The sequence below is a fragment of the Sutcliffiella horikoshii genome (assembly GCF_008180725.1).
Classification (GTDB): Bacteria; Bacillota; Bacilli; order Bacillales; family Bacillaceae_I; genus Sutcliffiella_A; species Sutcliffiella_A horikoshii_B.
In genome coordinates this window covers 660389-675953 of record NZ_VTEV01000001.1, presented here as the reverse complement: position 1 = coordinate 675953, position 15565 = coordinate 660389, and the positions used below count along the sequence as shown (strand labels likewise).

Genomic DNA, 15565 nt, shown 5'->3' with positions numbered 1-15565 from the left:
ATATAGAAGGGAGGTATGACATTGCAAAAAGTTTCTAAGAATTTTCAAGTATCACCATTTTTAGTGTTTTATTTAATTCATAGCACGCAGTTCGGAGTTGGGGCACTTGGCTATCAGCGAATCATTGCAATGTCTGCCGGCTATGATGCGTGGATAGGAATTATTCTTTTTGGTTTCTTTACTCATATCATCATTTATATGATTTATAAAATATGTGAAAAAAGTGACGGCGATTTGGCGAGTGCACACCGGATTGCTTTTGGAAAATGGATAGGTAATTTTTTAAATCTACTTTTTGTTGTTTATTTCATCATGACCGTTGTTACAGTACTAAGAACATATATAGAGGTAATTCAAGTTTGGCTGTTTCCTGATTTAAGTACATGGTTTTTCTCGTTGTTATTTTTAATACTTGTTTTTTATATTATTACTGGTGGCTTCAGGGTTATTACAGGAGTAGCATTTTTGGGTGTCATGCTACCCGCATATTTAATTTTAACCATTGTGCTTCCATTGGAATATGCAAATTTTCGAAACCTGTTACCGATTTTTGATCACTCTTTCAAGGATATATTCCTCTCCGGTAAGGATATGACTTTAAGTATGCTTGGTTTTGAGACATTATTAATATTTTATCCATTCATTAGCAAACCTCAGCAATCAAAAAAATGGGCTCATCTAGGTGTGTTTGTCACCTCCTTCATTTACCTGATATTTGCCCTGATTACGTTTGCCTACTTTAGTGAAGATAAGCTACAGAAGAATATTTGGGCAACACTTTCCATTTGGAAAATCATTGAGCTTCCATTCGTTGAGCGTGTAGAATACATCGGAATTGCTAACTGGTGTCTAATTATCCTCCCAAATGTATGCCTGTTTTTATGGTGTGCTAGTAGGCTTGCGAAAAGAATGACCAAGCTAAAGCACAGAACCTCATTAATAATCATTACAATTGTGGTTTTTATTCTCATGAATCAATTTGAAGACAGGAAATTAATCAATGATTTGAACTCTTACCTTGGACAAGTCGGATTTTATATGGCTTATATCTATATTCCTTTATTATTCCTGATCATTACCCTTGTACATTGGAGAAAGGGGAAAAAAGAAGATGCGCCGTCATAATATCATTTGGGTTATTACAATCTGTCTGCTTCTCACAGGATGTCTGGAAAAGGAAATTGTCGATGATATCAATATTGAACAAGTAGAAGGCTTTGATTTAATTGGAGAAAATGAAGTGGAGGGTACTTTCGTTGTCCCTGTTTATAAAGCAGATCAATCTATAGAAAATGAAATATTTACTGCAATCTCGTTATTAAATAAAGATATATTAAGGAATGCACAGAAAGAATCGTCTGCACCAATTGTTAACGGAAGCTTAGAGTTGGTTTTATTCAACAAAGCATTGGCGGAAAAAGGTGTCATTCAAGTTGTTGATGGTTTACAGCGAGATGCAAGCATTGGTACAGGATTATATTTGGCGATTGTTGAAGGGGACACAAAAGACCTCCTACAGCAAAATCTTGGCACAAGAGGCACAGGAGATCACTTATATAATCTTTTAAAACATAATATTAACCGAAGAGATGTGCCAAAGACAAACTTGCATATATTTTTGTCTGATTATTACCAAAAAGGGAAAGATCCAAACTTACCAATTTTGAAGAAGACAGAGAAAAGTGCAGAGATTGTTGGCGCGGCAGTAATGAAAGAAGATAAATTTGAAATGACAATTCCTAATGAGAAATTGTTTTATTTCAAAACACTCGTTGACAAGCATGCGGATGGTACCGTTTCATTGAAAGTAAAAGATAAGGAAGAATTTGTTTCAATTAGAAGTATAAAGACAGACAGAAAGTTCAGGGTGAAATGGAAAGACGATATCCCATCAATTAGGGTGATTGTAAGTGTGGATGGAGCAGTGAGAGAATTTACAGGAAATAAAGTGACTCCTAAGGAGTTAAAGGAGTTTCAAAAGGTGTTTGAAGAGAAAATCATTAAAGAATCAGAGTCAATGATAAAGGAATTTCAGGAAAAAGGCGTAGACCCGATTGGCTTGGGATATCAAGCCAAGTCTCGAAAAAGAGGATTTGACTATAAAAAATGGAAAGATGCGACATATCCAACATTAACAGTACAGGTGGAGGCAAAAGTAAGACTTATCAGCACTGGGATTACTGAATAGGTCAGTTTCACAATCGAGATGAATATAATGGGATAACACCCAATAAAGGGGGAGAATGATGCCTCAAAAAATTCTTTTGTATTGTGATCCAGGTATTGATGATTCCCTAGCCATCATTTATGCATTACTTAACCCGGAAATAGAATTGGTTGGTATTGTGACAAGCTATGGCAACGTCAATCAAGAACAAGCCACGCAAAATGTGGCATATCTTCTGGAACTCGGAGGAAAGGAGGATATAGTATTAATTGGTGGAGCAAAGACACCTCTGTCTGGTGAGTTTACACCTTATTATCCAGAGATACATGGAGAAGAGGGATTAGGACCTATTAAACCGCCGGCCACGATCAAAGGAGAGTTACTGAATTTTGATGCAGTCTTTAAATTGATTGAGGAGTATGGAGATGAATTGATCATTGTAGATGTTGGAAGATCAACTTCCCTTGCCATCTCCTTTAACCTAGCTGGTGCAGAAACGATGAATTCTGTAAAAGGATTTTATATAATGGGAGGCGCCTTCCTCACACCAGGAAATGTCACCGCAGGAGCGGAAGCAAATTTCTATGGCGATCCAATTGCAGCAGGTATTGTAATGGAAAAAGCGAAAAATAGTGTCCTCTATCCATTGAATGTCACGAAAGAAGCCATCATTACCCCAACGATGATAGAAGAAATAGTTAAGGAAGATAACAACCCATATCAAAATCTTATCAAAGAGATATTTGATTATTATTTTAAAGCTTACCAAAAACTAATACCGGGTATAGAAGGAAGCCCTTTGCATGATGTCATGACATTGTTTGCTGTAACAACGCCTCAAGCTTTCAAATATGTTGAGAAAGTTGTGACAGTGGGGTTAGATGAAGGAAACCTTAGAGGGGTTAGTATAGCAGACTTTCGTCCAAAACCAGATGAAAAAGGAAATAAATTGACTATAGCATTAGAAGTGAATACAGATACTTTTGCTGAAAACTTTGTAAAAACCATGTCTTCTCCTATTTCAAACAACCATTAATAATTGTAATATTTGGAATTTGCCAGTTCTATAGTCTCATAACTGTACGTACGATAGTAATGAGTGAACGTATAGAATTGGAGGGATGGCGATGGGAGTTAGATTGATTAAGATTTCTGTTAATTATTTTTTGATAGGTGTGGGGATTGGTTATTATATGTCAACGGCACATGCATACAATTTGACACCTGTACACGTTCATATTAACCTTCTTGGTTGGACCGCTTTGACACTTGCTGGTATCATTTATATTTTATTTCCTGCAGCGGGAAAAACAAGGCTTGCTACATGGCATTTTTGGTTACACAATATAGGCTTGCCTTTAATGATGGTTGGTTTAGCTTTTGTGGTACATGGTAATGAATCGTTATTAATTTTGACGGTTGTCGGAGCAAATTTAACAACTCTAGGTGTGTTATTATTTGTGATTAATATATTAAAAAATGTGAAGCAGCCTTTAAATGGTAAATGATATATTGCGATAATCCAGTGCACTAATTTATTTGTGTGCTGGATCTTTTTTTGTATTTTGCAACTATTCCTTTAAAGATGCTTTTGATATTATGAAATATAAGAGTATTTATTAAGAAGGGATCGATTAAATGTCATTTCACCAGTGTCCTAACTGTCAAGAAGTAATAAAATATAAAACCAAGTTAACCTCAGTGTTTTTTGGCTATCGACCTATTAAATGTGAGAGTTGTGGTACCGTATATGAAGTAGATGAAAAATTCCGTTTCATTCTATCTCTTTATACAGTCCTAATCCCAATTCTCATTGCCTATATGTTAAGTGCGATGATGGGAGTCTTGCATACAAGGTGGAGTCAAGTGCTAATTGTTTTGGTTTTTGGATCAGCAGGTGTGTTTTATGCAGCAACCAAAGTGCGATATAGAAAATCTCTACAACAGCCAATGGAGGAAAAGGATGAGAAAAAAGCCAAATAAAAAACGAGAAGGATTTTGATTCCTTCTCGTTTTTTATTTTGTTTTTACACCTGATCCAATACCCAAATCAGGAAAGCAGCCACAATGACCAGTGAGACAGCATGAAGTATAAAAGAACCGATAAAATCCTTTAACACAATTAAATAATGGAATTGGCTTTTCTTATTATTACGTACAATTCTTCTAGCTCTCGTATCCATCACTTCACTCCTACACACATGAAGAAATTTGTAAGTATATTATACAAAATATTCTAACAAATAATAAGTAATTAAGTAGAATTTTGTAAAAAAAACTAAATTTATGTACACCAGTGTCATTTTACCACACTTATATAAAAGAGGTATTTATTTTATCGGTATAATGATTAGAATGTTTAGCATGAATTTCGGGAATCTAATTCTTGTAAAATTTTTTTATGTAGCGAAATTTTAAAAGGTAGAAACTTTTTAGCACATAAAAACGTAGTACTAGTTAGAGCATTGATTTGGAAAAAACAGAAGTTTAAAAGGAGCTATGTTCATGAATGATGCAGCAGTAAAGCTGACAAATGTTTGCAAGGACATCGGAAGCAAGGAGATCATCAAGGATGTTTCATTCGAGGTGTATAAAGGAGAAGTATTCGGTTTTCTTGGACCAAACGGTGCGGGAAAAACGACAACCATTCGAATGATGGTAGGATTGATGAGTATTACTTCAGGTGATATTCATATCGACGGAGCAAGTATCAAGACTGATTATGAGCAGGCTGTCCGCCAAGTTGGCGCTATCGTCGAAAACCCGGAAATGTATAAGTTTCTCACGGGATATCAGAACTTGAAACAATATGCCAGGATGATGCCCGGGATAACTCCGGAACGACTGGATGAAGTAATAGAATTGGTTGGACTGACCGGTCGGATTAAGGAAAAAGTGAAGACATATTCTTTGGGGATGAGGCAGCGTTTGGGAATAGCGCAGGCACTATTACATAAACCAAAAGTGTTAATACTTGACGAGCCGACAAATGGACTGGATCCTGCAGGTATCAGGGAAATACGAGATTACTTAAGGAGTCTTGCTAGAGAAGAAGGAATGGCGATTGTTGTTTCAAGCCATCTTTTATCTGAAATGGAATTGATGTGTGATAGGGTCGGCATTATCCAAAAGGGTGAGTTAATTGATATTCAAAGTATCAGGGACTTCATCAACGACGGCGGTAAAACATTGTATCAGCTGGAATGTGAGCCGGTGGAAGAGGCGATGTCATTAATGCGTGAAATGGAAATGCCGCATAATCTTGCAGAGGGCAAACTGCAAGCGGAGATGGACCGTACAGCTGTTCCAATGTTTATCAAAAGTTTAGTAGATAGAGAGATTGCTGTTTTTGAAGTGAAAGAAGTAACGAAAACTCTCGAAGATAAGTTCTTAGAAAAAACGTCACAAGAGCGAGGTGTCTAACAATGAAAAATTTAATTCAAAATGAACTAATTAAATGGTTTAGAAGGCCAAGCTTTTATGTGATGAGTGCGATATTGGTGATATTATCAGCCGTTGGAGTCATTTTTACCATCATGATGGGGTCGATGCTTGACGATGCAAGAAATGAAGGTGGTGCTAATGGCCAAGAACTTAGCTGGCAGGAATCATTGGAGCAGGAAAATCAGTACCTGGAAATGACGATTATAGAGTCAGAAGAAGGGGATAGAGGCCCTCTTGAGCGACAGTTGGCAATTAATGAGCACCGATTGGAAAATGAGATGGAACCAGCAACTGGAAATACAGTTTGGACTTATATGGATGAAAATCTTGGATTAACAAGTCTAGTCACCTTATTCGTTGTCATCATCGCTGCTGGTATGATAGCTAGTGAGTTTACTTGGGGGACCATTAAGCTCTTAATGATCAGACCGATAAGCAGAAGTAAGATATTGTTGGCAAAATACATTAGCGTACTTGTGTTTACGATTATTTTTTACTCCATTCTTTTTATGAGTTCTTTTGTAACGGGTGCTATTGCCTTTGGTTTTGATAATACTCCATCCCTATTGTATGCTGGTGGAGAAGTGCTTGAGGTTCATCCATTCTTATACTTACTATTGAAACTGGCGTTGAGTAGCTTGGGAGTAATCATGTTTGCTACCATTGCCTTCATGATATCGAGTGTTTTCCGAAATAACTCGCTTGCAATCGGGATTTCATTATTTCTTTTATTTACAGGAACCCAGATTACATCGCTTATTGCCATGAAGTTTGAATGGGCCAAGTATTCTCCTTTTGCCAACATTCACTTTGAAGCATTGCTTGAAGGCGTGCAAATTGTCACAGGAGTTAGTTTTGGCTTTTCTACTGTCATGTTTTTAATCTACTTTGTGTTGTTACATGTAGTTAGTTTCTGGACATTTGTGAAACGTGATATTGCTGCTTAATTTTTAGTTTGTGGAACGGAACTGGATAACATAGTGTAGCTAACAGTTAAAATGGTGTATTTAACGTATATACGTGGTATTAAAACTATAAGCCCCTTTGCCTGTAATTTCGACCTATCCTTAAAACAAGTAGGTGATGTTGATGGAACTGGTGAATATTTCGTATATGAAAAAAGGGCAGATACAAGGTTTTTTTGATAAGTTTCCGCATTCCAAGGTGCTCTTTTCTCCCATCCGGAAGTATTATTTTGTCTCTTACGTGTATTGGGATGAACGGGACCCGGTTGTGTTAGAGGAAGATCTGGAGAAAATGGAACTGCTTTTTAACAGTTATATGGGAAGAGAAGCATTCTATCGGAGAAGGAAAAGAGCGGATACTGGAGTGGGAGGTGCCTAAAATTATAGGTGCCTCTTTTTTTGTGAGTGGTCTTTGAGAGGTCCGGTGGGAAAATCGTAGGAACGAATGAGAAATACTCCACTTTTCTAAATTCAGCCTCTATTTAGGGGCTTTTTAGACATGAATATATGGTTCGGACACTTTCCTACATTCTTTGGACAAAAAGAAGATGAAATTACGATAGGTTCGGTCATATTATTTGAGGGTTCGGTCAATTTTTAGGGGTGTTTGGACAAGTGATTTTTAGGTTTGGTCAACTTCCGTAAAACTTCGGCCAACTATTGCAATTTTTCGGACAACTTTTCAAAATCTTCGGTCAAAAACTAAAAATCTTCGGACATTTATAACTGAACATGGATCTCCAACCATTACCCAACTACAATTCAACTCAAAACCTGCATCACCACCAACCTGCAAAAGAAGTCCGCTTAATCAATATAGGCCAACACCTCCGCCTAATAAAGCCCAAAACACACAGTTGCAAAGGAGATGACCTATAGATTAAGTTGGTTTGATGATCATCAGGATAAAGATGAGAAATCCAAGAATACAGGTAAGCGAGTAGAGATTGCTGATTTTGTGGAGAGCAGCGTCCTGTTGGGGTGGCAGTTGAGTAGAGGCTCTGTTCTCAGGATGCAGCAACCAACGCTGAAGTTCATTAAGGGCAGGTGAGATAAATCCAATCACAATGACTTGGATGCAAAGGTAGATGACAAGGGAAGCTAAAAGCCAAACTTGGAGAATAGAACCATAGTTACCAAAGAGAACAAGTAGTATACCTGTTATAACAGCAAGTGTTCCGCCAATCTTAGGGAAGTAGTCAAGTTTATGTTGTAATAGGACATTGTGTCGTAGATCTGAGATGGTCTGGTGCTTTCTTAGGAGTATAATTCCGAAAAATGTGGGACCAATTCCGACGACGGCAACTATCACATGAAACAGTATCAGCCATTTCATAGGCATCCCCCCAATACTATTAATACTTTAATATATGAGGGGGATGATGGATTCATGTTCGTTATACCAATATCTGTTACATTTCTTGTGGTGCCTGAATACCCAGTAAGCGCAAAGACTCTTTTATTACAATGGCGGTAGCGGATACCAAAGCAAGTCTAGCACCTGTTTCTGCGTCCTCCTGCAGGAATTTAATATTGCCATACCAACTATTGAATGCCTGGCACACATTTACAATATGCTTGGCAATGAGGGAGGGATCGTATCCTTTATTTGCCTTTGCGATAACTTCTGGGAATTCTTGCAGGAGTTTTGTCACTTCCCAAGAGTAGCTATCTTCTAACCCTTTCTGCATTTCTTCGCTTTTCCAATTCCCTTTTTTCAATATGGAGTTAGCTCGTGCGTAAGTATATTGAACATAAGGTCCTGTTTCCCCTTCAAATTTCAACATATCTTCTAGGGAAAATTCAAAAGAGTTTACTCGGTAGTTTTTTAAATCATGGAAAATGACCGCACCGACACCAACCTGACGTGCTACTTCTTTTTTATCAGGAAGAGCCGGGTTTTTGGATTCTATATTTCTTTCTGCAAGTTGAATGGCTTCCTGCAACACCTCTTCTAGTAAAACAACTTTACCTTTACGGGTGGACATTTTCTTCCCGTCTTTCAAAAGAAGTCCGAATGTAATATGATGCATTTCTGCCGCCCAGTCAAAACCAGCTTTTTTCAATACTTCTTTCACTTGCTGAAAGTGAATGGTTTGCTCTTGACCCACGACATATAGTGCTTTTGAGAATTGATAGACCTTTTTACGATAAAGAGCGGCTGCGAGATCACGAGTTGCATACAGGGTGGCACCATCCGACTTTTTTATTAAACAAGGGGGAAGTGTTGGTTCATCAAGTTCCACTACTTGTGCACCATCCGACTCTTTCAACAAGTTTTGTTCTTCTAGCATTTGAACGACTTGTTCCATTTTATCGTTATAAAACGCTTCTCCTTGATAGGAATCAAACGTAACGCCGAGGAGATGATAAATTTTATGGAATTCCTTCAAGGACTCTTCTCTAAACCATTTCCATAGGGAAACAGCTTGCTCATTTCCTTCTTCAAGCTGCTTGAACCAACGGCGTCCTTCGTCATTTAAAGCTGTTCGAACAGATGCCTCTGCATGAAATTTTACATAAAGTTTTAGCAGTTCCGGGATCGGATTATTGCGGATTTTTTCTTCCTCTCCCCATTTTAGATAGGCGGCAATCAATTTACCGAATTGGGTGCCCCAGTCTCCTAAATAATTTATTCGTACTGTCTCATACCCTGATTTTTCTAGGATGTTGGCGATGGCGTTTCCAATCACTGTAGAACGTAAATGCCCCATGGAAAAGGGCTTTGCAATATTTGGAGAGGACAGATCTAGGACGATGGTTTCATCGTTACCAATATCAAGTGTGCCGTACTGTTCTTTTTCTTGTTGAATTTTGTGAACGATTTTTTGTTGGATCATATCCTTCTTAAAAAAGATATTTACATATGGACCGACTGCTTCTGTATTGTCAATAAAAGAGCTAGTTAATTTTGTAGCTTTTCTAAAAGTGCGGTTATTTTACTTAATGGGATTTCAGGTATCACATTATGCAGTGCTTGTGCTGCAAGGTCAGTTAATTTCATCTAGAACAACTCCTTAAAGATAAATATAAAAAGCCCGCCTCTTCAACTAAATGAAGAGACGAGCTTAGTGTCATATGCCCGCGGTACCACTCTAATTGCTTTTCTAATATTCATACGAAAAGCCGCTTATCATCCGTTATAGGGGATGTGCCCGTTCCATTTCAAAAGTGCGCTTCGTACGATAGACTTCCACCAGGCTTCCACCGTCCCTGATTCGCTTTGATTGCCATCTAAAGACTACTCTCTTTATCATCAATGATAAATTTATATAAGTTAGATGTAATTATACATATTTTTATTAGTAATGTAACTATTTTTTCTTTATTTGAGAATGATTTATATGTTTTTCTTCAAAGTGTGGAGGAATAAAGACATTTAGCATTTCATCTAGCTCTTGACTTAGCTTGACAGTTTCTACTGAAGTCAATCCCGTTTTAAACGCAGTTTGCATCATTTGGCTTCGTTTTTTTTCAACGGCAAGTTCTACGAGTTTCATCTTTATCACTCCCTCTTCACAATTTCCTATATTATAGTTGAAAAAACTTTGTAAGAAAATAGGTTAGGTGTAAAAAGTAGGTATTATTATGAAAAACTTCGAATTTTGAAAAGGTACATTAATTTTATTTCTTTTATGTTGAGATTGTAGAAGGTATGACGGGAGTGGAATTGGATTGTAAGGGGAAGGCGAGGGTCGAAATTTATGTTGGTGTGGCTTGTTTTGTCGATAAGAAGGATTTGTGCAAATATCATAGAATAGTATAGGCGAAAGGCATATGGAAAGTATTAAGGCATGCTTTATGGCTACCTCTCATATCTTAGAAAAAAACTTTTAGGAGGAGTGCGTCATGAATACGAAGGTAGAAGCTGTGGAAAAAATGAATGTCTATGCAAATGAGTTGGTGAAAATGATAGTGAAAGACGGAAAGTCGCTCCAAGACGAAAAGCTTCGTATTGCTTTTGAAAATGTTGTGCGGGCAATGGTAGATATGACCAACATTCAATTGGACAAAGAAAAGGACGCAAATGATACACTAAAGACCACTTTAAGCCGTATGAAAATCGCTCATAATTGCATGCAGCCAAACTCTGCTATTCCTGTTAAAAGTAATAGGCCATTTACAATCAAATAATTCGATTAGGGAGTTGAGTGACTCCCTTTTGTTTTGGTATCCATCTTTTGGTTTTGAATAAATTGTTTAGTAATTGCATTAAGAATAGTGGAGTGTTTAGTTGGAATTTGGTGTCTGGCACCACTGACATAAATAACCTTGGTATCGCGATGCCGTTTCATAAACTTGTACTGATAATGATGAACATAGTAGTCCTTTTGACCATATATGAGAAGAATGGGGCATGAAATAGAAGGCAGTTTCTTAGTGCAATTATAGAATAGCCCTTCTAGATACATCTGATAAAGTATGTCTGCATCTGTTCGCAAAAAATAGTCCGACATTTCCTTTCCGAACGCTTTGGAGTAGGAGTGTGCATTTGAAATAACATTTGCTAAGAGCTGCATCATCTTCATCTTTGATGCCGTAATACCTAAAAGGAATTCCCCTCCTAATAATAACGAGTCGACCTCAGAAAATGCCCCTATTAACAATAGTCCCTCCACTAGATTCGGATATCTTATTGCAGTTTCCATAGCAATGGAAGCTCCATTTGAATAACCACATATAAACACTTTATCGATATCTAACTGCTGACATACATCATAAAGATCCCTGGCAAGAAGGGGGAATTTGATTGATACACTTCCACTGTCGCTGTTCCCGTTGCCACGTAAGTCTACGTATAAGAGACGAAAATCTTTGGATAAGGGAAGCTGCTGCTTGAACGTAATATGGCCCATTCCAGGTGGATGAACAAATAAAATGGTAGTAGGTCCTGTACCAATTAAACGGTAGAAAATCTTTACATCATCTCTTGTATACACATACCTCATCCCATTACCCTCCATTAACTTTCCTTGAAGTGAAAAACATTAATATTGCACGTACAAGAAAACCAGCAGCTACACCAGGAATTACAAAAGTCATTGGCATCCAGACAGGGCCAACAATTACGCCAAACAACTTTATTTTGCCCGATAGCATTAGACCGACTGTTACAAAATAAGCACAACTGACGAAAGGTAGGAAGATATAAGGTGATTTTCCTCCTCCTGCATCTTTAAAAGCGTCCCACATCGCAAAAAAATATAAACAAGGATAAAACATAAGCCATAAATAATTCGCATCGGTTATAGCCCTGTCAATTTCTCCAATAAAGCTATACAAGATAATAGAATTGAAGTTGGCTTGTACATTTATCAAGAATTCTAAAAAAATGAAGGTTAATCCTTTAATATATTTCTTGTTGAGTAATTGGCCAAATCCAGGAAGCGCAATGCTCCATAGTAATCGTTCAAGTGGCTTGTTCATATGAGGGCCCTGTATAAGTATGTATGTCCATATGTTGATAGCTTTTTTCTTGCATATAGATTCCTCCAGCCATTACTCTCTTTTTAGCTTGACCTAACACATCTGAATTATGTTTATTTAACTTATTTTCCTCATATAAAAAACGCAGGGAGTTTGCAACCTGCGTTTTGGTGTAGGTTTAATATAAGTAAGCCGATCCAATGATGATAAGAAGAATAAATAAGATGATGAAAAGTGTGAAGCCTGCTCCACAGCCTGCGTCCTTGCCCATTTATACATCTCTCCTTTTGACGTTGATACCATACCTTATGTTACAAACACCCAAAGTGTATAGGCGAATGTCCCGTATCTATGATAAAAGCCTCCTGTTGGTTATAGGACAATTCCCAAATATCATAAAAGTAAATAGAGCCTTTTTGATTGTTTAGAGGAGGGTAAAAGAAGATGTTCTCTCGTACAAATCGCTTATTGATCCCGTTGCCTAAACCGAAAAACCCTGATCCAAATGGAGCTGCGGCTGTTCAAGAACTGCTTGGAGGAAAATTTGGTGAAATGTCCACACTCAATAACTATATGTTTCAATCCATTAACTTTCGCAATAAAAAGAAGTTGAAGCCGTTTTTTGATCTGGTGGCAAGTATTACAGCAGAGGAGCTAGGTCATGTAGAACTGGTAACCACTACTATTAACCTGATGCTAGAGGGTGTTACATATCCTGCACCACCGGATGCAACGCCGCTACGAGATACGAAAGATTTTCGTAATACTTATCAATATATAGCAACTGCTCAGACAGCTCTCCCTGGAGATTCCATGGGCAGGGCGTGGACCGGTGATAATGTTTTCAACAGTGGTAATTTAGTGTTGGATTTACTGCATAACTTTTTTCTGGAATGTGGTGCCAGAACCCACAAAATGAGGGTATATCAGATGACAGATAACCCGGTAGCCAGAGAAATGATCGGATACCTCCTCGTTCGGGGAGGGGTGCATGTTGTGGCATATGCAAAAGCCCTCGAGATTGCGACTGGAGTAGACATTACCAAGCTTGTACCTATACCAAGCTTGGAAAACAAGGCATTTGAAACGACGAGGAAATTTGAAGCCGAAGGAGCCCACCGTAAGTTATACACCTTCAGTCCGAGTGATTATAAGGATGTATCCATGATCTGGAAGGGAAGTCACCCAGTAGATGGAGGGAAGCTTGAAGTTATCCAAGGATCTCCACCTGGAGGCCCGATGCCTGACTTGCAAAGCGTCCCTGAAGAATTTGCACCAGGAATCTCCCAAGAAGACTTCATGGAAATCGCCAAAAGACTCCAAAGATCCGCGGGGATATAAAGGTTATTTTTTAGGTGCAACCGTAAACCAAGTTGATTGCAGTGGAAGGAGCTTAGACTCCTGCGGGAGGAAAGGGACAGGGAAGACCCCGCAGGCTTGCCGAGGCCACTGAAAAACTGATATCAGAAAGTTTTTAATGATTCCTAGCAGGGGATTGGAGCAAAAGGCGAAGACTCCTGAGGGAGATAGCGTTAGCTGGAGACCCCGCAGGCGTAGCCGAGGAGGCTCCAGCAACGCCCCTAGGAAAGCGAAGCCATTTGCGGAAATCAACAGCGATGTCTAAACACAGTCTTCATTCAATGATTTTTTCATTGGCCTCCAGGCTTGCCGAGGGAGGCTTCCGGACCGCCCTCGGAAAGCGAAGCGCCTGGAACGGAAATCAACAAGTAAATGAAGAATAAAAAATCTAGTTGTATCCCATTAAGCGCTTGTAGAGAAATAGTTCTACAAGCTTTTTGTCGTTTCTAACATAAATTTGAAGAAAATTCTATATTCTTGTTGAAAAATTCATGCTACTATACAACTATACAAAGAAAAAAAGTGACCGAAGAGGAGAATGGAACAATCATGAAAAAGAAAGTAATGGCAGGTGCTCTCGTAACTTCCATCATGTTTTCTGGACAAGCTTATGCTTCCGACTACGTTGTTAAATCTGGTGATTCCTTATGGAAGATAGCTAATAATAATCAGGTTTCCGTAAGTAATATAAAGTCATGGAATAACCTTAACAGTGATCTGATTTTTCCAGGGCAAAAACTGGTCTTAAAAGCAGGCGGGTCTGCTGTCCAAACAGCCCCAGCCCCTACTCCCAGCCAACCAACTTCAATTACGTACACGATTAAATCTGGTGATTCTTTATCTATGATAGCTAAGAACCACCAAACAAATATAGCGAACCTATTAAAGCTAAATCCATCGATTACAGACGTTAATAAGATTTATGTAGGGCAAAAAATAAACGTAGCTGCACCAAGCAGCCAAACACCGGGCCAACCTGTCACGCCTACTCCTAGTCCAAGCCAACCGGAGCAGCCTAAAACGAATACATATACCATAAAAAGCGGGGACAACCTTTCATCTGTTGCCAGTAGACATGGAGTAACCCTAAATGCCTTGTTGTCTGCCAACCCATCGATTAAGGATGCAAACCGTATTTCTATTGGCCAAGTAATCAATATCCCAGGAAATGCTGCTAGCAATCCAGGTGCTGACTCCGCTTGGGATTCTAAAGCAGATGCAATCATTGAAACAGGAAAAAAATACCTGGGTGCTAAATACTTGTATGGTGCATCAACCAACAGAACCGATGCATTCGACTGTTCCTCCTTTACGGTAAGAGTCTTTGCTGAAAACGGAATCAACCTTCCAAGAACATCAGCGCAACAAGGGAATGTAGGAAAGGAAATACCATTAAGTGAGATCCGCAAAGGGGATTTAGTATTTTTTGATACAGAAGGTGATGGTGTGATCAATCATGTTTCTATCGTAACGGATCCAAACACACTTCTTCATGCAGCTACAAGTACAGGCGTTGCTTTCTCTTCGTATAATACGTACTGGAAACCAAGAGCGGTAAAAGCGGTTCGTGTTCTATAAGGTATAGTTGTTTTACAAAATGTTAATATTATCATCAAACCAATTTAACAATTGGGAAATATAATGATCATTGTAAGGTTGTTTCAACACTTTTAACCGTAACAAAGCTGTTGTTTTGTCTAACATGTCATGAATTACTCCCCTTTTTCATAATGAATAGATACAACGGAACAACCTTAACCCTTTATCATGAAAAATAGGCTACTTTCCCAAACTTGATGCCTGGCAAAAAAAGAGATGATTCGGATGCATCTCTTTTTTTATGGGCATTTTTTCATCTCCTCCTCAAGACTTAGTATCTTTCAGTATAAAGCTGGAAATGACTGTAGGTAAAAGAATGAAAGAAAACCATTCTGCAGTATGTTATCGAAAACAGCGTAAAAATCTATACTAAGAGTGAGAACAAAACAAAGGAATGATGGAGGATGAAAACAATGTTAACACTACTATTTGGAAGAAAAAATGAGGATTTGGCGAAAAAGCATGAAGCATCAATGGATGAAAAAAGATTAGAGATATACCTTAAAAGTGATATTGTTCGAAGATTCTAGTGGAGCTGCTGAAAATTGGTGGCTTCTTTTTTTTATGAATGATTTACTTTGAGAATACATTCATTTTTCTGAAA

General features: G+C 38.2%; 17 protein-coding genes and 1 pseudogene. 11 read left to right on the top strand and 7 right to left on the bottom strand.

Features of this window, described 5'->3' with window-relative positions:
• Window positions 1-15: 15 nt before the first annotated feature.
• From FZC76_RS03345 to FZC76_RS03325, 5 genes are all read left to right on the top strand, one after another.
• Window positions 16-1125 carry a GerAB/ArcD/ProY family transporter gene (locus FZC76_RS03345; RefSeq protein WP_148986843.1) on the top strand — a complete coding sequence of 370 codons (1110 nt, stop codon included), beginning with the start codon at window positions 16-18 and terminating at the stop codon, window positions 1123-1125.
• Window positions 1112-2188, top strand: coding sequence for a Ger(x)C family spore germination protein (locus tag FZC76_RS03340; RefSeq protein WP_148986842.1), 1077 nt, complete (start codon window positions 1112-1114; stop codon window positions 2186-2188). The genes FZC76_RS03345 and FZC76_RS03340 overlap by 14 nt, the downstream gene beginning before the upstream one ends.
• Before the next feature lie 58 nt (window positions 2189-2246).
• Window positions 2247-3203 carry a nucleoside hydrolase gene (locus FZC76_RS03335; protein WP_148986990.1) on the top strand — a complete coding sequence of 319 codons (957 nt, stop codon included), beginning with the start codon at window positions 2247-2249 and terminating at the stop codon, window positions 3201-3203.
• A gap of 91 nt (window positions 3204-3294) precedes the next feature.
• On the top strand, window positions 3295-3675 hold the full coding sequence (locus tag FZC76_RS03330; protein ID WP_148986841.1) for a cytochrome-c oxidase: 381 nt from the start codon (window positions 3295-3297) through the stop codon (window positions 3673-3675).
• A 130-nt stretch (window positions 3676-3805) separates the two neighbouring features.
• Window positions 3806-4150 carry a TIGR04104 family putative zinc finger protein gene (locus FZC76_RS03325; protein WP_148986840.1) on the top strand — a complete coding sequence of 115 codons (345 nt, stop codon included), beginning with the start codon at window positions 3806-3808 and terminating at the stop codon, window positions 4148-4150.
• 44 nt (window positions 4151-4194) lie between these two features.
• Here the strand turns inward: FZC76_RS03325 and FZC76_RS22865 are convergent, their stop codons facing one another.
• Window positions 4195-4350, bottom strand: a complete 156-nt coding sequence (locus tag FZC76_RS22865) for a hypothetical protein (RefSeq protein WP_187441937.1) — start codon at window positions 4348-4350, stop codon at window positions 4195-4197.
• A gap of 322 nt (window positions 4351-4672) precedes the next feature.
• Here FZC76_RS22865 and FZC76_RS03320 point away from each other — a divergent pair, with 322 nt between their 5' ends.
• From FZC76_RS03320 to FZC76_RS03310, 3 genes are all read left to right on the top strand, one after another.
• Window positions 4673-5590 carry an ABC transporter ATP-binding protein gene (locus tag FZC76_RS03320; RefSeq protein ID WP_148986839.1) on the top strand — a complete coding sequence of 306 codons (918 nt, stop codon included), beginning with the start codon at window positions 4673-4675 and terminating at the stop codon, window positions 5588-5590.
• A gap of 2 nt (window positions 5591-5592) precedes the next feature.
• The gene (locus tag FZC76_RS03315; RefSeq protein ID WP_148986838.1) at window positions 5593-6558 is read left to right on the top strand and encodes an ABC transporter permease; all 966 of its coding nucleotides are present in this window, start codon (window positions 5593-5595) and stop codon (window positions 6556-6558) included.
• 142 nt (window positions 6559-6700) lie between these two features.
• Window positions 6701-6955 (top strand): hypothetical protein, encoded by a 255-nt coding sequence (locus FZC76_RS03310; protein WP_148986837.1) that lies wholly within the window; start codon window positions 6701-6703, stop codon window positions 6953-6955.
• Window positions 6956-7456: 501 nt separating this feature from the next.
• On the opposite strand, the gene FZC76_RS03305 is transcribed toward FZC76_RS03310, so the two are convergent.
• From FZC76_RS03305 to FZC76_RS03295, 3 genes and pseudogenes are all read right to left on the bottom strand, one after another.
• Complete coding sequence (locus FZC76_RS03305; protein WP_148986836.1) at window positions 7457-7912, bottom strand: DUF2269 family protein; 456 nt, start codon at window positions 7910-7912, stop codon at window positions 7457-7459.
• 76 nt (window positions 7913-7988) lie between these two features.
• Window positions 7989-9494 (bottom strand): annotated as a pseudogene (gene argS / locus FZC76_RS03300) (arginine--tRNA ligase); the annotation flags it as partial.
• A 396-nt stretch (window positions 9495-9890) separates the two neighbouring features.
• Window positions 9891-10076, bottom strand: coding sequence for an aspartyl-phosphate phosphatase Spo0E family protein (locus FZC76_RS03295; protein WP_148986834.1), 186 nt, complete (start codon window positions 10074-10076; stop codon window positions 9891-9893).
• 349 nt (window positions 10077-10425) lie between these two features.
• Here FZC76_RS03295 and FZC76_RS03290 point away from each other — a divergent pair, with 349 nt between their 5' ends.
• On the top strand, window positions 10426-10710 hold the full coding sequence (locus tag FZC76_RS03290) for a hypothetical protein (RefSeq protein ID WP_148986833.1): 285 nt from the start codon (window positions 10426-10428) through the stop codon (window positions 10708-10710).
• A 5-nt stretch (window positions 10711-10715) separates the two neighbouring features.
• Here the strand turns inward: FZC76_RS03290 and FZC76_RS03285 are convergent, their stop codons facing one another.
• The 3 genes from FZC76_RS03285 to FZC76_RS03275 all read right to left on the bottom strand — a co-directional run bounded on the left by FZC76_RS03285 (window position 10716) and on the right by FZC76_RS03275 (window position 12274).
• Window positions 10716-11525, bottom strand: a complete 810-nt coding sequence (locus FZC76_RS03285; RefSeq protein WP_187441936.1) for an alpha/beta fold hydrolase — start codon at window positions 11523-11525, stop codon at window positions 10716-10718.
• Between the two features lie 4 nt (window positions 11526-11529).
• Window positions 11530-12003 (bottom strand): hypothetical protein, encoded by a 474-nt coding sequence (locus FZC76_RS03280; RefSeq protein ID WP_148986831.1) that lies wholly within the window; start codon window positions 12001-12003, stop codon window positions 11530-11532.
• A 178-nt stretch (window positions 12004-12181) separates the two neighbouring features.
• Window positions 12182-12274, bottom strand: coding sequence for a YjcZ family sporulation protein (locus FZC76_RS03275; RefSeq protein ID WP_148986830.1), 93 nt, complete (start codon window positions 12272-12274; stop codon window positions 12182-12184).
• Window positions 12275-12447: 173 nt separating this feature from the next.
• Here FZC76_RS03275 and FZC76_RS03270 point away from each other — a divergent pair, with 173 nt between their 5' ends.
• Window positions 12448-13344: a manganese catalase family protein gene (locus FZC76_RS03270; RefSeq protein ID WP_148986829.1), complete on the top strand. Its 897-nt coding sequence runs from the start codon at window positions 12448-12450 to the stop codon at window positions 13342-13344.
• Window positions 13345-13911: 567 nt separating this feature from the next.
• On the top strand, window positions 13912-14940 hold the full coding sequence (locus FZC76_RS03265) for a C40 family peptidase (RefSeq protein ID WP_148986828.1): 1029 nt from the start codon (window positions 13912-13914) through the stop codon (window positions 14938-14940).
• Window positions 14941-15565: the final 625 nt, after the last annotated feature.